General features: G+C 45.5%; 17 protein-coding genes. All 17 read left to right on the top strand.

Features of this window, described 5'->3' with window-relative positions; translation table 11 throughout:
• Positions 1–117 precede the first annotated feature (117 nt).
• The 17 genes from NSA57_RS04830 (at position 118) to NSA57_RS04750 (ending at position 22,526) form a co-directional block, all read left to right on the top strand.
• The gene (locus tag NSA57_RS04830; protein ID WP_257464176.1) at positions 118–1,716 is read left to right on the top strand and encodes an amidohydrolase; all 1,599 of its coding nucleotides are present in this window, start codon (positions 118–120) and stop codon (positions 1,714–1,716) included.
• A 394-nt stretch (positions 1,717–2,110) separates the two neighbouring features.
• On the top strand, positions 2,111–4,732 hold the full coding sequence (gene mutS / locus NSA57_RS04825; RefSeq protein WP_147599071.1) for a DNA mismatch repair protein MutS: 2,622 nt from the start codon (positions 2,111–2,113) through the stop codon (positions 4,730–4,732).
• A gap of 48 nt (positions 4,733–4,780) precedes the next feature.
• Positions 4,781–7,063, top strand: a complete 2,283-nt coding sequence (gene mutL / locus NSA57_RS04820; RefSeq protein WP_257464175.1) for a DNA mismatch repair endonuclease MutL — start codon at positions 4,781–4,783, stop codon at positions 7,061–7,063.
• A gap of 9 nt (positions 7,064–7,072) precedes the next feature.
• On the top strand, positions 7,073–8,020 hold the full coding sequence (gene miaA, locus NSA57_RS04815) for a tRNA (adenosine(37)-N6)-dimethylallyltransferase MiaA (protein ID WP_022067485.1): 948 nt from the start codon (positions 7,073–7,075) through the stop codon (positions 8,018–8,020).
• Between the two features lie 146 nt (positions 8,021–8,166).
• Positions 8,167–9,444 carry a methionine gamma-lyase family protein gene (locus NSA57_RS04810; protein ID WP_147599072.1) on the top strand — a complete coding sequence of 426 codons (1,278 nt, stop codon included), beginning with the start codon at positions 8,167–8,169 and terminating at the stop codon, positions 9,442–9,444.
• 40 nt (positions 9,445–9,484) lie between these two features.
• The gene (locus NSA57_RS04805) at positions 9,485–10,708 is read left to right on the top strand and encodes an aminoacetone oxidase family FAD-binding enzyme (protein ID WP_257464174.1); all 1,224 of its coding nucleotides are present in this window, start codon (positions 9,485–9,487) and stop codon (positions 10,706–10,708) included.
• Positions 10,705–12,294 (top strand): NAD(P)/FAD-dependent oxidoreductase, encoded by a 1,590-nt coding sequence (locus NSA57_RS04800; RefSeq protein WP_173752131.1) that lies wholly within the window; start codon positions 10,705–10,707, stop codon positions 12,292–12,294. Before NSA57_RS04805 ends, NSA57_RS04800 begins: the two co-directional genes overlap by 4 nt.
• A 95-nt stretch (positions 12,295–12,389) precedes the next feature.
• Positions 12,390–13,088: a RadC family protein gene (gene radC, locus NSA57_RS04795; RefSeq protein ID WP_147598972.1), complete on the top strand. Its 699-nt coding sequence runs from the start codon at positions 12,390–12,392 to the stop codon at positions 13,086–13,088.
• A 12-nt stretch (positions 13,089–13,100) separates the two neighbouring features.
• Positions 13,101–14,114 (top strand): rod shape-determining protein, encoded by a 1,014-nt coding sequence (locus NSA57_RS04790; protein WP_257464173.1) that lies wholly within the window; start codon positions 13,101–13,103, stop codon positions 14,112–14,114.
• 19 nt (positions 14,115–14,133) lie between these two features.
• Entirely contained in the window at positions 14,134–15,066 is a 933-nt protein-coding gene (gene mreC / locus NSA57_RS04785; RefSeq protein ID WP_257464172.1) for a rod shape-determining protein MreC, read from the top strand.
• Entirely contained in the window at positions 15,066–15,593 is a 528-nt protein-coding gene (gene mreD / locus NSA57_RS04780; RefSeq protein ID WP_257464171.1) for a rod shape-determining protein MreD, read from the top strand. Before mreC ends, mreD begins: the two co-directional genes overlap by 1 nt.
• Complete coding sequence (locus tag NSA57_RS04775) at positions 15,578–18,478, top strand: penicillin-binding transpeptidase domain-containing protein (protein WP_257464170.1); 2,901 nt, start codon at positions 15,578–15,580, stop codon at positions 18,476–18,478. The genes mreD and NSA57_RS04775 overlap by 16 nt, the downstream gene beginning before the upstream one ends.
• Positions 18,479–18,550: 72 nt before the next feature.
• Entirely contained in the window at positions 18,551–19,339 is a 789-nt protein-coding gene (gene minD / locus NSA57_RS04770) for a septum site-determining protein MinD (RefSeq protein WP_147598977.1), read from the top strand.
• Between the two features lie 32 nt (positions 19,340–19,371).
• The gene (gene minE / locus NSA57_RS04765; RefSeq protein ID WP_257464169.1) at positions 19,372–19,623 is read left to right on the top strand and encodes a cell division topological specificity factor MinE; all 252 of its coding nucleotides are present in this window, start codon (positions 19,372–19,374) and stop codon (positions 19,621–19,623) included.
• Positions 19,620–20,777 carry an FtsW/RodA/SpoVE family cell cycle protein gene (locus tag NSA57_RS04760; protein WP_147598978.1) on the top strand — a complete coding sequence of 386 codons (1,158 nt, stop codon included), beginning with the start codon at positions 19,620–19,622 and terminating at the stop codon, positions 20,775–20,777. Before minE ends, NSA57_RS04760 begins: the two co-directional genes overlap by 4 nt.
• Positions 20,774–21,973 carry a D-alanyl-D-alanine carboxypeptidase family protein gene (locus NSA57_RS04755; protein WP_257464168.1) on the top strand — a complete coding sequence of 400 codons (1,200 nt, stop codon included), beginning with the start codon at positions 20,774–20,776 and terminating at the stop codon, positions 21,971–21,973. Before NSA57_RS04760 ends, NSA57_RS04755 begins: the two co-directional genes overlap by 4 nt.
• A 133-nt stretch (positions 21,974–22,106) precedes the next feature.
• Positions 22,107–22,526 (top strand): hypothetical protein, encoded by a 420-nt coding sequence (locus tag NSA57_RS04750; protein ID WP_022067472.1) that lies wholly within the window; start codon positions 22,107–22,109, stop codon positions 22,524–22,526.

Raw genomic sequence — 22,526 nt, 5'->3', positions numbered from 1 at the left:
AGATAATATTTTCATGTGTATGTAGCCTGTTCAAACAGTCGCATATTATGCAGATATTGGGAAAGATGTATGAAGAAGTTGTGAAGATTAAAATATATAAAAAAAAGGAGAATTTCTGTGAAATCATTTTATATTAACGGAACAGTTATCACCATGGAAGATGATGCCTTATATGCAGAAGCAGTATGTGCAGAAAACGGGAAGATTTTTGCAGTTGGTGATCAGGATGAGATTATGAAGCTCTATAAAGAGCAGGATGAGATCATTGACCTTCACGGAGGCACTTTGCTTCCGGGATTTATTGACGGACACTCTCATTTTGTGGGCGTGGCAAATGCAATGAGACAGTGCGATCTTTCTTCCTGCGAAAGCTTTCAGGACATTATAGATACAATGAAAGCCTTCAAAACCCAGAAGAATCTTTCAGAAGACGCATGGCTGACAGGCTGCAATTACGATCACAATTTTTTGAAGGAGGGGCGCCACCCCAACAGAGAAGTTCTGGATCAGATCAGTACGGAAAATCCGGTTCTTTTGATTCACGCATCCTCCCATATGGGCGTGACAAACAGCAAAGGCCTTCAGCTTCAGGGAATTGACGAACATACAGAGGATACTTCTGACGGACGTTACGGACGCATGGAGGGTACGCAGATTCCTGACGGATATATGGAAGAAAAAACCTTTCTCAGATTCCAGTCCGGAATTCCCGCTGGTTCACCACAGGAGCTTATGGATCTGATCGTGGAAGCCCAGAAGGTTTATGCCAGCTATGGTATTACAACCGTTCAGGACGGAATGGTGGGAAAGCCGTTGTTCCAGCTTTTAAAAGCAGCTTCAGACATGGGACTGCTGCATCTCGATGTAGTCGGATATCTTGATATTACCACAGCTTCTGAGCTTATAGAGGAAGAAAATGATTATGCCGGAAAGTATCACAATCATTTAAAGATGGGCGGATATAAAATCTTTCTGGATGGTTCACCTCAGGGCAGGACAGCCTGGATGACAGAGCCCTATGAGGGAGAAAAAGACTATTGCGGATATCCCATCTACAAAGATGAGCAGCTGCGAACCTATATTGGCCTGGCACTTGACAAAAAACAGCAGCTTTTGGCTCACTGCAATGGAGACGCGGCGGCAGAGCAGTATGTTTCTCAGTTTGAAAAGGAGCTGGCTTTAAGAAAGGATAAGGATATCCACAGAGCGGTTATGGTACATGCCCAGCTTGTACAAAAAGAACAGCTTCACCGTATGGCAGAGATTGGAATGATTCCAAGCTTTTTTGTGGCTCATACCTATTACTGGGGCGACATTCATTTAAAGAATTTCGGTGAAAAGCGCGGAAGCCAGATCTCTCCGGTAAAGGATGCCATAGGATATGATATGAAGTATACCTTCCATCAGGATTCCCCGGTAATTCCGCCGGACATGATGAAAACAGTTTCCTGCGCCGTAAACCGCATCACAAGAAAAGGCAGAAGCATTGGAGAAAACCAGAAAATTTCTGTTCTGGAGGCTCTGAAAGCAATCACAAAATACGGGGCATATCAGTATTTTGAGGAAGATACAAAAGGAACCATTGTACCTGGCAAAACAGCAGATTTTGTGGTATTAGACCAGAATCCACTGACAGCAAAGCCAGAAGATCTGGCAGATGTTAAAGTACTGCTGACAATCAAAGAAAATCAGGTGGTGTTCAGGAGAGGGGAATGAAATAAGGAAAAGCAGAAACAAAATTATAGAAGCAGTTGTTTAAACAAAAGTATTAAATAAAGAACAGGAAATTTATTGGGAAAATCGAAGAAATACAGAAATCTTGTCTGTAAAATGTTTCACCCCAATAGATACGACAATGGGCTGATAGAAATATCAGCTCATTTAACTTTCGATTTGTCAGCTAATATGGACAAAACTAAGAAAACGTAAGGTTGTTGAGTATTGAAAATTCCATTCTTCCGTGTTAGAATGAGGACTGATTAAATACAGGATTACAGCAATATTTGTCAGAAATATTGTTTTACTTAAGATATGAGGTAGGAAGCACTTGAATACAAATATAAACACAGAAAACGAAAATACAACTATTGACATCAAGAAACTGTCACCAATGATGGCCGAATATGTAAAAACAAAGCAGCAGTATAAGGACTGTATTTTATTCTACCGTCTGGGTGACTTCTACGAAATGTTTTTTGAGGATGCTCTGACCGTTACAAAAGAGCTGGAGATCACCTTGACAGGCAAAGACTGCGGACTGGAAGAAAGGGCCCCCATGTGCGGGGTCCCCTTTCATGCTGCGGAAACCTATATTAACCGATTAATTGAAAAAGGCTATAAGGTTGCCATCTGTGAGCAGGTGGAAGACCCGAAAAAAGCAAAGGGACTGGTAAAAAGAGAAGTGATCCGTGTGGTAACTCCGGGGACCACTCTGGATGCAGCTTCTCTGGATGAATCCAAAAATAATTATCTGATGTCCATTGTGTCTATGGAAGATCATTTTGGCTGTGCCATCGCGGATATTTCCACAGGCGACTGTTTTCTCACAGAAGTAGATAAACCGCAGAAGCTTCTGGACGAGATCAATAAATTTGTTCCTGCCGAGATCATTTGCAATGATGCGTTTTTTATGAGCGGCGTGGATACAGACGATCTGAAAAACCGTCTGGGTATCTGTGTATTCCCTCTGGATGCCTGGTATTTCGATGACAGCCTGTGTAAGCGGACTTTAAAAGAGCATTTTCATGTGAATACACTGGAAGGCCTGGGGATCCAGGACTATGACATCGGCGTGATCGCTTCCGGCGCTCTGTTTCTTTATCTTCAGGAGACTCAGAAATCAGCGCTTTCCCATATGGCGGGAATCCGTCCCTATGCGGCAGAAAAATACATGCTGATCGACAGCTCCAGCCGCAGAAATCTGGAACTGGTGGAAACCCTTCGTGAAAAAAATAAAAGAGGTTCCCTTCTGTGGGTGCTGGACAAAACAAAAACTGCCATGGGAGCCCGTACCCTCCGCTCTTATGTGGAACAGCCTCTTATTGACGCTCAGGAGATCAACCGGCGTCTGGAGGCTCTGGAAGAACTGAATAAAAGTCCCATGCTCAGGGATGAGATCCGGGAATACTTAAATCCGATTTACGATCTGGAACGACTGATCAGCCGCATCAGCTATCAGTCTGCCAATCCAAGGGATTTGATTGCTTTTGCATCCTCTCTTGAAATGCTTCCTCATATCCGGCAGATTTTGAAGGATTTTAAAACACCTCTTCTTACAGAGCTTTATGAGGACATGGATCCTCTGGAAGATATTGCGTCTCTGATCAAAAGCGCTATTGTGGATGAGCCGCCTCTGGCTCAGAAGGACGGAGGCATTATCCGGGAAGGCTATCATGAAGATGTGGATAAATTCCGTCGTTCCCGTACAGACGGCAAAAAATGGCTGACAGAGCTGGAAGTCAGAGAAAAAGAGCGCACAGGAATAAAAAGTCTGAAGATTAAATACAACCGTGTTTTTGGGTATTCTCTGGAAGTCACCAATTCCTTTAAGGAGCTGGTGCCGGAAAATTATATAAGAAAGCAGACTCTCACCAATGCAGAGCGCTACATTACTCAGGAATTAAAGGATTTGGAAGATCTGATCCTGGGGGCAGAAGATAAGCTTTATGCTCTGGAATATGAGCTTTTCTGTGAGGTGCGAGACAAGGTAGGAGCAGAGGTTGTGCGTATTCAGAAAACTGCCAAGGCAGTTGCCGCCCTTGATGTTTTTGCATCCCTTGCCCTGGTTGCCCAGAGAAATAACTATGTGCGCCCCAAGATCAATGAAAGCGGTGTTCTGGATATAAAAAACGGCAGACATCCGGTTGTGGAGCAGATGATCGAGCATGATATGTTTATTGCCAATGACACTTATCTTGACAATCAGAAAAAGCGGGTATCCATTATTACAGGTCCCAATATGGCAGGTAAATCCACCTATATGCGCCAGACAGCCCTGATCGTTCTTATGGCTCAGATCGGAAGCTTTGTTCCGGCAGACAAGGCAAATATCGGAATTGTGGACAGGATCTTTACCAGAGTAGGAGCTTCTGATGACCTTGCCAGCGGTCAGAGTACCTTTATGATAGAAATGACAGAGGTTGCCAATATTCTGAGAAACGCCACTTCCAGAAGTCTTCTGATCCTGGACGAAATCGGAAGAGGAACCAGTACCTTTGACGGACTTGCCATTGCCTGGGCAGTGATCGAGCACATCAGCGACACAAAGCTCTGTGGGGCAAAAACTCTTTTTGCAACCCACTATCATGAGCTGACAGAGCTTGAAGGAAAAATTTCCGGCGTAAACAATTACTGCATTGCCGTTAAGGAAAAAGGCGATGATATTGTTTTCCTCCGCAAGATCGTCAAAGGCGGAGCAGACAAAAGCTATGGAATCCAGGTTGCCAAGCTTGCAGGAGTGCCGGACTCTGTGATCTGCCGGGCAAAAGAGCTGGTGGAAGAGTTAAGTGATGCAGACATTACGGCAGCAGTTAAGGATCTTACTTCCTCCTCAAAGAAAAAGCAGAAAATTGTGTACGACCAGGTGGATATGGCGCAGATGTCTCTTTTTGATACCGTACAGGACAATGATATTGTGGAGGAGATACGGAATCTGGACATGTCTCATCTGACGCCTATGGAGGCTATGAATATTCTTTATAATCTTCAGAATAAAATACAGAACCGCTGGTAAAAGACTTTCAGGACAAAGCCGGCAGAAAGGAAGAAAGGGAGGTTTGGTTTGAGAAAGATCGCAGTTTTAGACCAGAATACCATTGACAAGATCGCAGCAGGAGAAGTGGTGGAACGCCCCTCTTCTGTTGTAAAAGAGCTGGTGGAAAATGCCATTGACGCAGGAGCCACGGCGGTCACGGTGGAGATCACAGACGGCGGAAAGAAGCTGATCCGTATTACAGACAACGGAGCAGGCATTGAGGCAGACCAGATTCCTCTTGCCTTTCTCCGCCATGCCACCAGCAAAATTGAAAAAGTGGAGGATCTGGAACAGATTGCTTCTCTTGGATTCCGCGGGGAGGCGTTATCCAGTATCGCGGCTGTGTCTCAGGTGGAGCTGATCACAAAAACTCCGTCTGCGGTCAGCGGCTCCCGATATATAATTGAGGGCGGGGTGGAACATTCTCTGGAAGAGCTTGGAGCTCCGGAGGGAACCACCTTTCTTGTGCGGAACCTTTTTTATAACACTCCGGCAAGAAGCAAATTCCTGAAATCAGACATGACGGAAGCCAATTACATTCATACCTTAATGGAACAGCTGGCCCTGTCTCATCCGGAGATTTCTTTTAAATACATTCAGAACCGGCAGGTAAAGCTTCACAGCGCCGGAAATTACAGCGTAAAAGATGTGATATACAGCGTTTACGGCAGAGACATCACAAAAGCGCTTCTGGATGCGGAATTTGAAAATGATTTTATGAAGATCACCGGGTTTGTGGGAAAACCGGAAATTGCCAGAGGAAACCGAAGCTTTGAGAATTATTATATCAATGGCCGCTATGTAAAAAACAACATTATCACAAAAGCCATAGAGAACGCCTACAAGGGTTTTCTGATGCAGCATAAATTTCCCTTTGTGTCCCTTCAGATGCAGATGGAGGGAAATGACCTGGACGTAAACGTTCACCCTGCCAAACGTGAAGTAAGGTTTGCCAGAGAGCAGGAGGTCTATGAGGCAGTTTACGATACCGTTCGCCGGGCGCTGACGGGAAAAGAGATGATCCCAAAGGTTTCTGTGGGCCGTCCGGAGCCGGAAACAAAGGAAACACCTGTAAAGTCTGTGTCTGTTCCGGAACCCTTTGAAAAGAAACGAAGAGAACAGCTTTACGGACATACAGAAAAAGAAATGCAGGAAACCGGAATATCCGGCACCAGAGCTTATTCAGGCGCAGGTTCGTTTGTCTCGAAAAAAACAAAGTCATGGATGGAACGCCCGGCTTACCAGAGTACCGTAAAAGAACCCTCCGTTTCGTACAGCGCTTCTCATACAACGGAAACAAAGAAGCCTCAGGTTTTTTCCGCCTCGGAAGAAGATCTTTTTCAGGGAACTCTCCGTGAAAAGCAGGAAGAGGAGCTGAAACGGGAAACAGAAACAAAGCTTCCGGCTGAAGAAAACAGGGAATTAAAAAATACTGGCCGCAGTCAGATGAAAAATACAGTCCCGGTATCACAGAACACAAATCAGAAAAAAGAGCACTGGATTTCAGAAAAAGAGAAACCGGAATCCGGGGATTTTCTTTCAGAACCAGCGGAAATTACACACACCAGTGACTCTCCCGAGAAGACTGCTCAGAACCTTGAAACTGTAATCAGTGTGGAAACCGAACCGGGGATTTCGGCAGCAGAATCGGATCAGAACAGTCATGAAATGACAGCCCAGGAGCCCCGTCAGCTGGAATTATTTGAGGAAAAGCTTCTTGCTCCGGAATCCCGGGAACGTATCCGCCTTGTAGGACAGATCTTTGACACCTACTGGCTGGCGCAGTTTGGGGATAATTTTTATATTATTGACCAGCATGCCGCCCATGAAAAGGTTTATTATGAGCGCCTTGTAAAAAGCTTCCAGGAAAAGACCGTGGATTCCCAGTATCTGAATCCGCCTCTGATCGTAACCTTAAATCTTCAGGAAGAAAACATTCTGAAGGAAAATCAGAAATACTTTTCTCAGTTCGGATTTGAAATAGAGGAATTTGGCGGAAAAGAATACCGGATCAGCGCGGTTCCAGCCACTCTTTACGGGTTCAGCGAAGAAGCTCTGTTTCTGGAAATGCTGGATCAGCTATCCGGCAGCGGGGAAAAGGATGCCCTTGATATTTTTGCATCCAGACTGGCGACTATGGCATGTAAGGCAGCAGTCAAGGGAAATCACGCCATGTCAGCGAAAGAGGCGGAAAAGCTTATTGACGAGCTTCTTACCCTGGATAACCCTTATCACTGTCCTCACGGACGCCCTACCATTATTTCCATGACAAGAACAGAACTGGAAAAGAAATTCAAACGAATTGTTTAGGAGAGCCATATGAAACAGCCCTTGATCGTACTGACCGGACCGACGGCAGTAGGAAAAACAAGTCTTTCCATTTCCCTTGCAAAGGCAGTAAACGGAGAGATCATATCTGCAGATTCCATGCAGGTATATAAAAAAATGGATATTGGTTCCGCAAAGATCCGATCTGAAGAAATGCAGGGAATTCCTCATTATCTGGTGGATGTTCTGGAACCGGAGGAAGAATTTCATATTGTAAAATTTCAGCAGATGGCAAAAAAAGCCATGGAGGATATTTATTCCAGAGGAAAAATACCCATTCTGGTAGGTGGAACCGGGTTTTATATCCAGGCAGTTACAAAGGATATTGATTTTACAGAAGCTCAGCAGGAAAATGATTACCGGAAGGAACTGGAAGCTCTTGCAGAAGAAAAAGGCGGGGAGCATCTCCATGAAATGCTGAGAAAGGTGGATCCTGTAAGCGCAGATGCCATTCACGCCCACAATGTAAAGCGTGTGATCCGGGCTCTTGAGTTTTATCATCAGAACGGTTCTCCCATCTCTGCTCACAATGAAGAACAGAAACAGCATGAAAGTCCCTACAATTTGGCTTATTTTGTGCTGAATATGCCACGGGAGCTTCTTTATGAAAGAATTGATCTTCGGGTGGATCAGATGATGAAGGAAGGTCTTCTGGAAGAGGTGTCTAGGCTAAAGGAAGAGGGCTGCCACAGAGGAATGGTATCCATGCAGGGACTTGGATATAAAGAAATCCTTGCTTATCTGGACGGAGAATACCCTCTTGAGGAAGCTGTCAGAGTGTTGAAGAGGGATACCAGACATTTTGCAAAGCGGCAGCTTACCTGGTTTCGGAGAGAACAGGAGGTAACCTGGGTAAACAAAGATCAGTTTTCCTATCAGGAAGATCAGATTCTTGACTATATGCTGGAAATATGCAGAAAGAAGGGGATTCTTCTGTAAAACCAGGACAGACAGGAACCGGATTTTAATATTTGTTATACCCGCATATTAAGAAGCCTGCCGCGCATACTCCGGCAGGAACTGACCTGCAGTTGCAGGAACACCTGTAAGAATACAGGATTGAATAAAGAAAAAGAGGTTGCATGATGAAAGAAATATATGAACAGTTAGGAATTTCAGAAGAGGTTTATAATTTTGGCGCACAGGTGGAAACATCTCTGAAAAAGCGCTTTGAGGAATTTGATCGAAAAGCAGAATATAATCAGATGAAGGTGCTGCTTGCCATGCAGAAAAACAAGGTAAGTTCCGAGTGCTTTAACGGAAGCTCAGGCTACGGCTATGATGACTTCGGGCGGGATACTCTGGAAAAGGTTTATGCAGATACCTTCCACACAGAAGCCTGCCTGGTACGTCCTCAGATCGCCTGCGGAACCCACGCTCTTGCCATTGCGTTATTTGGAAATCTCCGCCCGGGAGACGAGCTTTTAGCTCCGGCAGGAAAGCCCTATGACACTCTGGAAGAGGTGATCGGAATCCGTCCGGCCAGGGGTTCTCTTGCAGAATACGGCGTCACCTACCGTCAGGTGGATCTGAAGGAGGACGGAACCTTTGACTATGACAGGATCCGGGAAGCCATCAACGAAAAAACAAAGCTGGTGGAGATCCAGCGCTCCAAGGGCTATCAGACAAGACCTTCTTTTTCTGTAAAGGAGATCGGAGAACTGATCGCTTTTGTAAAAAGCATTAAGCCTGACGTGATCTGTATGGTGGACAACTGCTACGGTGAATTTGTGGATACCGTAGAACCAAGTGATGTGGGAGCAGATATGATCGTGGGTTCTCTGATTAAAAATCCGGGAGGCGGTCTTGCTCCTATCGGCGGATATATCGCAGGAACAAAGGAATGTGTGGAAAACGCAGCCAGCAGAATGACCTGCCCGGGACTTGGCATGGAGGTAGGCGCTTCTCTGGGTGTGAACCGTTCCTTCTATCAGGGCTTTTTCCTGGCTCCTATGGTGACAAAGGGTGCTTTAAAGGGAGCTGTTTTTGCCGCAAACATTTACGAAAAACTGGGCTTCCCTGTGATTCCAAACGGACAGGAACCAAGACAGGATATCATCCAGGCTGTGACTTTGGGCGAACCGGAGCGTGTGGTTGCCTTTTGTAAGGGAATCCAGGCTGCCGCACCGGTGGATTCCTATGTGGACCCGGAGCCCTGGGATATGCCGGGCTATGACAGTCAGGTGATTATGGCCGCAGGAGCCTTTGTTCAGGGCTCTTCCATTGAGCTTTCGGCAGACGGTCCTATGAAGCCTCCTTATGCAGTTTACTTCCAGGGAGGACTGACCTGGGAGCATGCGAAGCTTGGAATCCTGATGTCTGTACAGAAGCTTCTGGACAAACATCTGATCACACTTCCATGATTTTACAGGATTGCAGATAACACCAGTCAGGGAGGTATTTATGAAAGAAAATCAGCCTGCAAAAAAGAAAAAAAAGCCTGTGGACCCGTCCCGTTCTCTGATCGTGATTGGCGGAGGCGCCGCAGGACTGATGGCTGCCGTTCAGGCTGCAAAAACGGGAGTCTTTGTCACCCTTCTGGAGCACAATGAAAAAACAGGCCGGAAAATTGCAGTAACCGGAAACGGAAGATGCAATCTTACTAATCTGGATCAGTACGAAGGAGCATACAGAGGAACCCATCCGGAATTTGTCAGAGAAACCTTTGAACAGTTTTCTGTAAAAGACACCCTTGATTTTTTTGAGGAAATCGGGATTCTGACAACGGAACGAAAAGGCTGGCTGTATCCCAGAAGCGGGCAGGCAAAATGTGTTCCCGAGCTTCTGGAAATGAAAGCCCGAAGCCTGAAAGTAAAGATCAAAACCCTGGAACATGTAAAAAAGATATTTTTTTCGGACAATCTCTGGAATGTACAGACAGAAACCTGGACTTATCAGGGGGGCGCGGTGATTCTTGCTGGAGGCTCCAAAGCCTCTGCAGTTGCAGGCGCAGATGGAAGCTGCTATGCTCTTGCCAGTGAACTGGGGCATCAGATCATAAAGCCTATTCCGGCGCTGACAGGACTGAAATGTCAGAACAGCAGTCTTTCTCTGTGGGCAGGCGTCCGTACAGAAGCGGCAGTTCAGCTTTTTATTAACGGAAGTCCGTCAGGAAAGGAAACAGGAGAGGTTCAGCTTACTGAGTATGGAATTTCAGGAATCCCTGTTTTTCAGCTGAGCAGGTATGCAACCCGGGCTCTGGCAGAGAAAAAACAGGTTCAGCTTTCCGTGAACTTTCTGCCTGAATACACAGAAGAAACACTGAAGCGGCTTATGAAAAAAAGAAAAGAACTCTGTCCCTATAAAACTGAAGAAGAGCTTTTTGCAGGCCTTCTTCCGGACAGGCTTGTACGACTTCTGATGAAGCAGAAGGATCCCCTGAGATCTGCTGTGGACTTTAAACTTACCGTAAAGGATTCTCTGGGCTTTGATCTGGCTCAGGTGTGCTCCGGGGGAGTCGCTACCGATGAAATAAATCCTTCAACTCTGGAATCCAGACTTCACAGAGGTCTTTATTTTGCAGGGGAACTTCTTGATATTGACGGAGCATGCGGAGGCTATAACCTTCAGTGGGCATGGTCCAGCGGAGCCGTGGCCGGAATCCACGGAGCAAAGGAGCTTATATGATACAGATCAGCCAGCTGAAGCTTCCGATCAGTCATACGGAAGCAGACCTGAGACAGAAGATTAAAAAAACTCTCCGCTGCGGTGAAACTTTATTTTCTTATGAAATTATCCGGCAGTCTCTGGATGCCCGCCATAAAGAGGATAAAAAATTCGTATATACTGTGCATGTGAAAGCTGAAAATGAGAAAAAAATCCTCAAAAAAGTTCACGGTAATAATGTTATGTCAACTAACGAGAGGCATTATTCTTTTCCGAAACCGGGCGATCAGCCCCTGGAAACCAGACCTGTCATCGTTGGAAGCGGCCCTGCCGGGCTTTTCTGCGCCTGGTATCTTGCCAGAGCCGGCTATCGTCCTCTGGTTCTGGAACGGGGAGAAGAGGCAGATAAAAGAATGGAGACTGTAAACCGGTTCTGGAAAAACGGTGTTCTTGATCCGGAATCCAATGTTCAGTTCGGAGAGGGAGGCGCAGGTACCTTTTCAGACGGAAAGCTGAACACTCTTGTAAAAGATTCCTCCGGAAGAAACCGAGAAGTTCTGAAGCGCTTCACAGAAGCAGGCGCTGATCCGGAAATCCTTTATCAGCAGAAGCCTCATCTTGGCACAGACGTACTTGTAAACATCGTTCAGACTATGAGACGCCAGATTGAAGAAATGGGAGGAACCTTCCGGTTCCGTTCCAAAGTAACGGATCTTTATACAGAAAACGGAAAGCTGAAGGCAGTGGAGATCAACCATACAGAGCAGGTTCCGGCTCAGGTATGTGTCCTGGCTGTAGGGCACAGCGCAAGGGATACCTTTTTTATGCTGAAGGACAGGGGACTTGCCATGGAGCCCAAAGCCTTTGCAGTGGGACTTCGCATCGAACATCCTCAGTCCATGATCAATCAGGATCTTTATGGAGAACCGGAAAATAAAATCCTTGGTTCTGCAAGCTATAAGGTGACCCACACCTGTGAAAACGGCAGAGGCGTATACTCTTTCTGTATGTGTCCGGGGGGCTATGTGGTAAATGCCTCTTCTGAGCAGGGGCTTCTGGCAGTCAACGGCATGAGCTATCAGGCCAGAGACGGAGAAAATGCCAACAGCGCTCTGATCGTAACTGTCACTCCGAAGGATTTTCCGGAAGAGGGAGCTCTTGGAGGCATTGCCTTCCAGCGCGATCTCGAAAAAAAAGCCTGGGAACTTGGAAAGGGAAAGGTTCCGGTACAGCTTTTCGGGGATTTCTGCGCGCATCAGCCAAGCAGCCAACTGGGAGAGATTCATCCAAACATCAAAGGCGGCTATGTTCTGACAGACGTGCGTTCCATTCTCCCCAAAGAGCTTGGGGATTCCATTGAAGAAGGCATTTTTGCCTTTGGGAAAAAGCTTTCCGGCTTTGACAGAAAAGACGCGGTTTTAAGCGGCATAGAAAGCCGTACCTCTTCACCGGTCCGGCTGGTGAGAGACCAGAAAGGCCTTTCCAACATTACAGGCATTTATCCCTGCGGAGAGGGCGCGGGATATGCAGGAGGGATCACTTCCGCAGCCATGGACGGAATAAAAACCGCAGAGTGGATCGCATCTGAATATATGATGAAATTGTAAAAAAACAAAGGAGAGAGTATACATCTCTCTCTTTTTATGCTAGAATAAAGGTTGATTCTTTCCTGGACCTGCACAGAGAACAGCAGGTAAACCATATGAAACAAACAATGAAGGATCTGCCGGAGACAGAAAGACCCTACGAAAAATGTATCCGTGAAGGGGAAGAAACCTTAAGTGACAGTGAACTTCTTTCAGTAATTCTTCGCTGCGGCACAAAAGGGTGCAGTTCTCTTGCTCTGGCAAATAACATACTGAAGCATATGCAGGAATCGTCCTATCCCGGACTGCCGGGACTTATTCACAGTTCTCTCGCGGATCTCGAAAAAATCCACGGGGTGGGAAAGGTGAAAGCTGTTCAGCTGAAATGCATCGGGGAACTGTCCAAACGCATTTCCATGGCAGCGGCAAAGCCGTCTTTAAGTTTTCATCATCCGGATTCTATTGCTTCCTATTACATGGAAAGGCTCCGTCATCAGGAGCAGGAGCTTTTGATCTGTATGATGCTGGACAACAGAAACCATCTTCTGTCTGAGAGACTGATCTCCAAGGGAACGGTGAACGCCACCCTTGTCACACCCAGAGAAATATACATGGAGGCTGTCCGCTGCCATGCAGTCAGTCTGATCCTCGTTCACAATCATCCGGGTGGAGATCCGGAACCCAGCGGCTGCGACAGAGAGATCACACAGCGGATCTATGAGGCGGGAGAATTACTGGGAATCCGTCTTCTTGACCATATCATTATCGGGGATCGCAGTTACACCAGCTTCAAAGAACGGGGAATGATGAGATAAAGGGGCAGATTTATGCTGATAAAAAAAACATATGGAATAGATCTTGGAAGCAGTACCATTAAGGTCTATTCCTTTCTGAGAAACAAAACCTATCTTGAAAAAAACATGATTGCGTCAAAAGGGCGCAAGATCATCGCCGTGGGCAATGAAGCATACGATATGTTTGAAAAATCACCTGTTGATATCGTTGTTAATTCGCCGATGGCTTTTGGTATGATCGCCAATCTTGAGCTTCAGGAAATTGCTCTTTTCAGTATGATGAAAAAAATTGATAAATTTCTTGGCATCGGCTCGGATATCTTTTTTTCCGTTCCCCTTGATATGACAGCTGTAGAAAAAAGAGCGTATTATCATGTGGCCAACGGCCACTGGCTCCGGAAGAACCGGGTGTATATGGTGGAAGCTCCCATTGCAGATGCTCTTGCCCTTGGAATCACCCTGGAGGATAATCCCGGAAGCATGGTGGTAAACATCGGAGCGCAGAGCACGCAGTTTTCCATTATTACAGACGGAAAGATCATTATCTCCAAAAAGATTCCCATTGGAGGAAGACAGATGAACGAAGCCATCTGCAGCGAGATCCGAAAGCGATACAGCCTTCAGATCGGAACCAGAACAGGGAAACGGCTGAAGCTTGCCATGGGCAGACTGAACGATCAGAAAAAGGACGCCCGCAAGGTTGTGGGAATCGACAGTATTTCCGGGCTTCCAAGAGAAGAGATCATTTCCGGATATGTAGTCAACGCGGGAATTATGAACTGTGTCAATGAGATTGCTGCGGAAATGAAAACATTTCTTGAAAGAACGCCTCCGCAGATTGCTTATCATATTTCCAGAGAGGGCATTTATCTTACCGGAGGAAGCACGCGGCTTCCGTACATAGACAATTACCTTGCAAGCTATACCGGCTTTTCTTTCCGGCTTTCCCAGCTTTATGAAACCTCTTCCGTAAGCGGCCTGGAAAAGATCATCCGGAACCGGGAACTGGAAAAATGGGCGCAGCCTGTAAAGCAACGTAAATTATAATTTTTTAGGGGTATGATCCATGAAAAACCTGAAAAAGAAATTTCGATTTCGTATTCATTTAAAAAGTAAACATCTTCTGGCAATTATGACCTTTTTCTGCGTCAGCGCCATTGTCGCCACCCTTGCCTCCGGTGTGACCTCAGCACCTTTAAAGGAAGCAGCCGGGCTGATTATTGTTCCTTTTGAAAAATCCATTGCATCTATAGGCCAGTGGATGACCGGCGTTCAGGACAGCTTCCGGGAAAAAGAGGATCTGATCCAGCAGAATGAGGAACTGCAGACAACGGTAGACACTCTCACAGAGCAGAACAATGTGCTTTTGCAGGATCAGGCTGAGCTTGCCCGTCTGGAGCAGCTCTATGAGCTGGATGAGGAATATACAGACTATCCGAAGGTTGCTGCCAGGATCATTTCCAAAGATCCCGGAAACTGGTATGATACGTTTATGATCAACCGCGGAAGCAATGACGGTATCCGCGTGGACAACAATGTAATTGCCGGAAAAGGCCTAGTAGGCATTGTCACTGAGGTAGGCTCCAACTGGGCTACTGTCCGCTCCATTATTGATGACAGCAGCAATGTCAGCGCCATGACCGTAAGTACAGACGATATCTGTGTGGTAGAGGGAGATCTTGAGCTGATCGACGAAGGAAAGCTGAGGTTCAGTCAGCTTTACGACAGAGAAGACAAGGTTTCTGTAGGCGAAAGAATTGTTACCTCCAATATCAGTGACAAGTATGTGGAAGGATTATTTATCGGATACGTCAGTGAGATCGAACTGGATACAAATAACCTGACCAAAACAGGAACTCTTGTTACTCCGGTTGATTTTCAGCATTTGAAAGACGTGTTTGTGATCACAACCAACAAACAGGATGCCGTGCAGGGAAAAGCAGAGGAGAAAAAAGGTGACGAAGCCTCAGAAGAGGACACTGCAAAGGAGGCAGAATAATGAAAAGTAAGCTGGTTCTGTTTTTTACCATTATTGTCTGCTTTCTTCTGCAGTCCACTGTGCTTCATTCTGTTTCTATCGGCTCCATCACACCGAACCTTCTTCTGATTCTGTGCAGCTCCATGGGACTGATGCGCGGGCGAAAAAGCGGAATGTGGACCGGATTTTTCTGCGGTCTTCTGACAGATCTGTTTTTTGGCTCTATTCTTGGATTTTATGCGCTGATCTATATGTATGTGGGATTTATCAGCGGATATACTTATCGTATTTATTATGATAATGACCTGAAGGTTCCCATCCTTCTGACTGCAGCCATGGATTTCTTTTATAATCTGGCTGTCTACGGATTCCAGTTCCTTTTAAGAGGACGTATGAATCTGTTTACCTATCTGTACAGAATTATTATTCCTGAAATTGTTTATACCGTGTTTCTGACGGTGATCGTATACAGGATCTTTTATTATATCAATCATCATTTTATGACCCCCGTCAGGAAAGAAAGTGAGTCTATTTGGGTACTAAAATAAAAAAACTGATTAAAAAAATTCAACTGAAACGAACAACTGTGGTGATCCTTGTATTTATTGCAATGGCATTTATCCTGATCCGGCAGATTTTTGAACTGCAGATCATTCAGGGTGAAAACTATATCAGCGAATTTGAAAACCGCATCACCAAAACCCGTGTGCTGAAAAGTACAAGGGGAAATATTTATGACAGAAACGGCGAAATGGTAGCTTCCAATATTCTGTCCTATTCCCTGACTTTTGAGGATAACGGAAGCTATGAGACCACCCGTGAAAAAAATCTGACCCTGAACGGAGTAGCATACCGGGTTCTTCAGATCCTGTCAGAAAACGGAGACAGTCTTTCCGGTGACTTCCACATTGCACTTGATGAAAACGGAAATTACGCGTTTGATGTAGGAGAAGGTTTTACGCTCAGCAGATTTAAGGCCGACATCTACGGTCATCCTCTGATTGATGATCTTACCAAAGAGCAGGCTTCTGCCACTGCAGAAGATATGATGAATTATCTGACGGGAAGCGACGGATTTTCTATTGTTCTTTATGGTGAGGATGCCTATGCGCCGGAGGAGCTGGAGCAGTATGGACTTCCAAAAGAGCTGTCCAAACAGGAAATTCTGGATATTGCCTCCATGCGCTACAAGCTTAACACAAACAGTTTCCAGAAATATATGGCTGTTACCATTGCCACAAATGTAAGCGAAAGCACAGTGGCTGCGGTTATGGAAAATCAAAGTCAGCTTCAGGGAATTGACGTGATCGAGGATTCTGTGCGTCAGTATATTGATGATGAAAGTATGGGACCGGTTCTGGGCTATACCGGACGGGCGTCTGCAGAGGAACTGGAAACTCTGAAAAAAGAAAATCCCGACTATTCCAACGATGCCGTGATCGGAAAAGCCGGAATCGAACAGTATATGGAACAGTTTCTTCACGGAACAGACGGACAGGAAACGGTAACGGTTGACAACCTCGGAAAAGTTCTGAAAATTGACGAAAACACCATTGTGCCGCCTGTTGCAGGAGACGACGTATATCTGTCCATTGATTCAGACTGGCAGAGTGCTATTTATCAGATTTTGAAACAGCGTGTTGCAGGAGTGCTCCTGACCCGTATTGAAAATACAAAAAAGTTTGATTTTGAGGGTGTAAAAGACGCCAGCCAGATTTCTGTGCCGATTTATGACGTTTACAATGCTCTGGTAGCAAACAGTGTCATTGATATTGAAAAATTCAATGACCAGGATGCTTCCGATACAGAAAAAAATTTATATGCCAAATTTCAACAAAAGCAGCAGGAAGTTTTTGATACAATAACTAACAGGCTGACAGGCGACAATCCGCCGGCATATAAGGATGAATCCGAAGAAGTACAGGAATATCTTACTTACATCTGCGACACTGTGCTCAGAGATACTCTGGGAGTTATCTCCAAAGATGCGGTTGACACTTCCGATCCTACCTATCTGGCATGGGCAGAAGAAGAAAGCATCAGCCTCAGAGAATATCTGAATTATGCTGCGGGACAGAACTGGATCGATATTTCTGTGATTTCTCCGAAGGGAGAATACCTGGATTCTGCAGAAATCTATCAGGCCATGACCTCTTATATAGTAGATTATCTGAAAACGGATCTTGGCTTTTCCAAGCTTCTGTACAAGTATCTGCTTATGAACGATCAGATTTCCGGTCAGGATCTCTGCCTTGTGCTTTACGAGCAGGGTGTTCTTTCAAAAGAGGACGAAGCCTATTCCCGGCTTGCATCCGGGGAGCTTAATTCCTATGATTTTATGATCAATAAAATCGCCAACCTGGAGATTGAGCCTGCACAGCTTGCACTGAAGCCATGCTCGGCGTCGGCTGTGGTTACGGATGTAAATACCGGTAAAGTAGTGGCCTGCGTATCCTATCCGGGATATGACAATAACAGGCTCAGCAATGAGATGGATACAGATTACTACACCAGGCTTTCCCTGGATCTTTCCAGTCCCTTCTTTAACAAGGCCACACAGCAGACAACTGCTCCGGGTTCCACTCTGAAGCTTCTGTCGGCAGTGACCGGAATGATGGAAAATCTCATAGACGACGGCACTTACATTGAATGTACCGGAAAATTTGATCTGGTCAATCCGCCTATTAACTGCTGGAACAAAAGCGGACATGGCTCTCTTGAGATCAGAGGAGCGATCGAACAGTCCTGCAACTATTATTTTAACATGATCGGATTTGAGGCCGGAAAAAACGAAAAAGACGAGTTTTCAGAAAATCTCAGTCTTTCCAAGCTCCAGAAATATGCAGAGGAGTTTGGTCTGGATGAAAACACAGGAATTGAAATTTCAGAGGCGACTCCTCACGTTTCGGACAGTAAGGCGGTTCCGTCCTATATCGGACAGGGTAACCATCTTTATACAACCAGTCAGCTTGCGCGCTATGCAACAGCTCTGGCAACCTCCGGAACCGTGTACGACCTGTCTCTTCTGGATAAGGTGACAGATTCCCGGGGACAGACACAGAAAACATATGAAACTGTTGTAAAAAGCGAAATGACAGATGTGCCGTCCCATGTGTGGGAAGATATCCATGACGGTATGCGCCGTGTGGTACAGACCCACGAACAGTTTAACGGACTGGGCGTGGCGCTGTCCGGAAAGACAGGTACGGCAGAAATTGACTACCGACAGCCGAACCACGGCCTTTTTATCGGCTATGCGCCTTCTGACCAGCCACAGTATGCGGTTGCAGTCCGTATTGCCAATGGATATTCCTCAGGAAATGCCTGCACCACAGCAAATGATATTATGGAATACATTTTTGATCTGGCAGATAAGGATACTATTCTGACCGGCTATGCATCCACGGATGTCAGCAATACATCCAATGACTGATATCAGTCCGGTGTAAAATACCAGAGAGAAAACCAGAATTATGGAACATATCTTTTAGGAGGAATCAGAAACATGGGTGAGGTCATTGTTATTACATCTGGAAAGGGCGGTGTGGGAAAAACCACAACAGTTGCCAATATCGGCACAGGACTTGCCATGATGGGCAAAAAAGCGGTTGTAGTGGATACAGATATCGGCCTGCGTAATCTGGATGTGGTACTTGGACTGGAAAACAGAATTGTATATAATCTTGTAGATGTGATAAACGGAAGCTGCAGACTGAAACAGGCTCTGATCCATGACAGACGCCATCCGGAGCTGTTTCTTCTTCCGTCCGCTCAGACAAAGGACAAGTCTGCCGTTTCCCCGGAGCAGATGATCAAACTGACCGAGGAGCTCCGTGAAGAATTTGATTATGTTCTTCTGGACTGTCCGGCAGGAATCGAACAGGGATTTAAAAATGCAGTTGCCGGGGCAGACAAGGCCCTTGTAGTAACAACTCCGGAGGTTTCTGCCATCCGTGATGCGGATCGAATTATCGGACTTCTGGAAGCCGGAGGGCTGAGAGATATCCATCTGATCATCAACCGTTTAAGACCGGATATGATTGCCAGAGGAGATATGATGTCAGTGGACGATGTAATTGAGATACTGGCAGTAGACCTTATTGGAACCATTCCTGATGACGAGCAGATTGTTGTGGCTGCCAATCAGGGAGAGCCTCTTTCCGGCAAAAAGTCTCAGGCAGAAGAGGAATACAAAAACATCTGCAGACGTCTTCTGGGCGAGGAGGTTCCATTTATGGAAATCCGCCGGAAAAAAGGCATGTTCCGCAGGCTGGGACAGATTTTCAGAAAATAATTTCATGATCGCAGAAAAAGGAGGGTATTCTGTTGAAAACCGCTTTACAGGGAAAAGGCCGCTCCGCAGGCTATGCCAGAGACAGAATGAAAATGCTTCTGGTGTCGGAACGGATCGACTGCTCTCCACAGATGATGAGAATGCTGAAAAATGATATGATACATACAGTAAAAAAATATATTACAATTGACGAGACGGAAGTTAAGATCCGCATCACTCAGGAACCTCCTGTTTTTCATGCGGACATTCCTGTCAGGTCAAAAAAGGAACAAAGGACAAAATGATTAAACAGTATAAGCTTCGTTTTTACAATTTCAGACTGCTTCTGTTTCTGCTTGCCATCAGTTCCATTGGTGTGGTGCTGGTAGGTACTGCCCGTGAGGATCTGATGCTCAAGCAGCTTATGGGTGTGATCATGGGTCTGGTTATCATGGTGATCCTGTCTCTCATAGATTATTCCTGGATCTCAAACTTTCAGTGGATCATGTACGGCAGCAATATCGTGCTTCTTCTGATCGTACGCCTTTTTGGAGATACAGCAAACGGCGCGGCGCGTTGGATCGATTTCGGTTTTATCCGGTTCCAGCCTACAGAGCTTGCCAAAATTATCATCATTCTCTTTTTTGCCAGGTTTTTTATGGATCATGAAGAAGATCTGAACAGCTTCCGTACACTGGCAAAGTCAGCAGTTCTTTTGGCAGTTCCTCTTTATCTGATCCTGGATCAGCCGGATCTGAAAAATACGATCATGATCACAGTAGTATTCTGTGTTCTGATCTATATTGCCGGACTGAGCTACCGTATTATCGGAGGAGCGCTTCTGATTGCAGTTCCCTTACTGGTGATCTTTCTTATGATCGTGGTACAGCCGGAACAGAAGCTTATTAAGGATTATCAGAGAGACCGTATTATGGCGTTTCTTTATCCGGAAAATGAAGAATACACAGATGACACCCAACAGCAGGATAATTCCAAGACAGCCATTGCATCCGGGGAGCTGACAGGAAAAAGACTGTCCGGCGATTCGGTGGCATCGGTAAATGAAGGAAACTTTGTGGCGGAGAACCAGACTGACTTTATCTTTGCAGTAGCAGGGGAGGAATACGGTTTTATCGGATGTACTACCATTATCCTGCTTCTTCTGGCTATTGCTCTGGAATGTATCCGTATGGGACTTCGGGCAAAGGATCTGTCCGGAAAAATCATCTGCTGCGGAATGGGAAGTATCGTTGCTTTCCAGAGCTTTCTGAATATCTGCGTAGCCACCGGAATGGGGCCGAATACAGGAACGCCTCTTCCCTTTGTAAGCTATGGACTGACCTCTCTTATCAGTCTTTATATTGGAATGGGACTTGTTCTGAACGTAGGTCTTCAGAGCAGCTTGTATAATAAAGAACTTCAGAAAACAATGTCAGATAAGAAAGAGGAGTATTTATGAGAAACGAACAGCCTGTTCGCAGACGAAAAACAGATACCGAAAGACAGAGAAATACTGTTCCGGATAAAAAAGTACGCAGAAATTCCGGAAACTGGTCTGCTCCGGCAAAGGAACAAAAGCAGGAACCGCAAAGAAGAGCACAGGCCTCTTCGTCAGCCGCCCGGAAAAGAAAAGCAGCAAGAATAAGACAGATGCGAAGAAAAAAAATCATCCGCACCTTTCTTCTGGTACTTCTGATCGCGGCGCTTCTTGCCGGAGCAGGAGCCGCTGTGTTTATGATCAAAAAGACATTTTTCCGGGGACCGGTACAAAAGTACAGCGCTTCCGGAGAATTCTCAGATTCCCGGATAGCCGGTTCAGAGGGAAAGGCGGATGGTTTTTCGGCAGAACTGTGTGTGGTTTCCGGAGACACTCTTCGGGATACTGTAGCTCTGGAAGAAGATCAGGAAGGACTTCTCCTGGATATCAAAAACAAACAGGTATTGTATTCCAAAGGAGCCTATGACAGAGTATATCCTGCCAGTATCACAAAGATCATGACGGCTCTTCTTGCATTCCAGTATGGAAATATGGAAGATGTGGTAACTATCTCAGAAGAAAACATTACTCTGGAAGAGGGTTCACAGGTGATCGGTTTCCAGGTGGGAGATAAGGTTACTATGGATGAACTGGTTCACGGACTTCTTGTGTATTCGGGAAATGATGCAGCGTCAGCCATTGCCACTCATATCGGAGGATCCACAGAAAAATTTGTGGATATGATGAACAGCTATGCTGCTCAGCTTGGATGTACCGGAACTCATTTTACAAATCCTCACGGTCTTCAGGATGAAAACCATTATACAACACCCTATGATATTTACCTGATGCTGAAAGAAGCATTGAGATTTCCGGAATTTACTCAGATCACTCAGCTTGGCTCCTATACCATTTCCTATAAAAGCAGCGACGGAACAGAGGTAAATACGCCTCTGACTGCAACCGACCATTATCTGACCGGAGAGGCAACTGCTCCCAAGGGCATTACTGTGCTGGGAGGAAAAACCGGAACCACCAGCGATGCCGGAAACTGTCTGGCGCTTTTAAGCCAGAATGCTTATGGCGATCCTTATGTTTCCATTGTCATGGGCGCATCCACTAAGGAGCTTCTTTACCAGCAGATGAGTTCCCTTCTTGAAAATGCCAACGCAAAATAAAAAACTTAGAAAAAACACAATTTTTTCAGAATTAGGCATTGAATTTTATGATAAAATGCACTATAATTGAAACATATTAATAAAAGTTTTTGTTAAAAATTAATATTATATTGTGTCTAAGGAGGAAAACAGGATGGTTGAACTGATCGTAGGAAAGAAAGGCAAGGGCAAAACAAAAGTACTGTTAGACAAAGTGAACGGCGCAATTAAGAATGTAAATGGCAGCATTGTTTACTTAGACAAAAGCACAAAGCACATGTATGAACTGAATAATAAGATTCGTCTGATCGATGTTTCCGGATATCCGATCATCAACGCAGATGAATTTGTAGGCTTTATCTGTGGAATTATTTCTCAGGATCATGACCTTGAGCAGATTTATCTGGACAGCTTTTTAACCACAGCTAAACTGGAAGGTCTTGATATTTCCGGTACTCTTGAACAGCTTGAGGAAATCGGAGAAAAATTTGGTATTTCCTTTATCATCAGCGTATCTCTTGATAAAGAAGAAATTCCGGCTGAATTTCAGGATAAGATTGCAACAGCTTTATAA

This window comes from Blautia caecimuris, assembly GCF_024622975.1.
In the GTDB taxonomy this organism is placed as follows: Bacteria; Bacillota; Clostridia; order Lachnospirales; family Lachnospiraceae; genus Blautia_A; species Blautia_A caecimuris.
This window is presented reverse-complemented; position numbering and strand designations above follow the sequence as displayed.

What these genes read in the sequence shown, in the direction of transcription:
- mutS (WP_147599071.1), top strand. Translation starts at nt 2,111, where the DNA reads ATGATGGCCGAATATGTAAAAACAAAGCAGCAGTATAAGGACTGTATT.
- miaA (WP_022067485.1), top strand. Translation starts at nt 7,073, where the DNA reads ATGAAACAGCCCTTGATCGTACTGACCGGACCGACGGCAGTAGGAAAA.
- NSA57_RS04810 (WP_147599072.1), top strand. Translation starts at nt 8,167, where the DNA reads ATGAAAGAAATATATGAACAGTTAGGAATTTCAGAAGAGGTTTATAAT.
- NSA57_RS04805 (WP_257464174.1), top strand. Translation starts at nt 9,485, where the DNA reads ATGAAAGAAAATCAGCCTGCAAAAAAGAAAAAAAAGCCTGTGGACCCG.
- NSA57_RS04800 (WP_173752131.1), top strand. Translation starts at nt 10,705, where the DNA reads ATGATACAGATCAGCCAGCTGAAGCTTCCGATCAGTCATACGGAAGCA.
- radC (WP_147598972.1), top strand. Translation starts at nt 12,390, where the DNA reads ATGAAACAAACAATGAAGGATCTGCCGGAGACAGAAAGACCCTACGAA.
- NSA57_RS04790 (WP_257464173.1), top strand. Translation starts at nt 13,101, where the DNA reads ATGCTGATAAAAAAAACATATGGAATAGATCTTGGAAGCAGTACCATT.
- mreC (WP_257464172.1), top strand. Translation starts at nt 14,134, where the DNA reads ATGAAAAACCTGAAAAAGAAATTTCGATTTCGTATTCATTTAAAAAGT.
- mreD (WP_257464171.1), top strand. Translation starts at nt 15,066, where the DNA reads ATGAAAAGTAAGCTGGTTCTGTTTTTTACCATTATTGTCTGCTTTCTT.
- minD (WP_147598977.1), top strand. Translation starts at nt 18,551, where the DNA reads ATGGGTGAGGTCATTGTTATTACATCTGGAAAGGGCGGTGTGGGAAAA.
- NSA57_RS04760 (WP_147598978.1), top strand. Translation starts at nt 19,620, where the DNA reads ATGATTAAACAGTATAAGCTTCGTTTTTACAATTTCAGACTGCTTCTG.
- NSA57_RS04755 (WP_257464168.1), top strand. Translation starts at nt 20,774, where the DNA reads ATGAGAAACGAACAGCCTGTTCGCAGACGAAAAACAGATACCGAAAGA.
- NSA57_RS04750 (WP_022067472.1), top strand. Translation starts at nt 22,107, where the DNA reads ATGGTTGAACTGATCGTAGGAAAGAAAGGCAAGGGCAAAACAAAAGTA.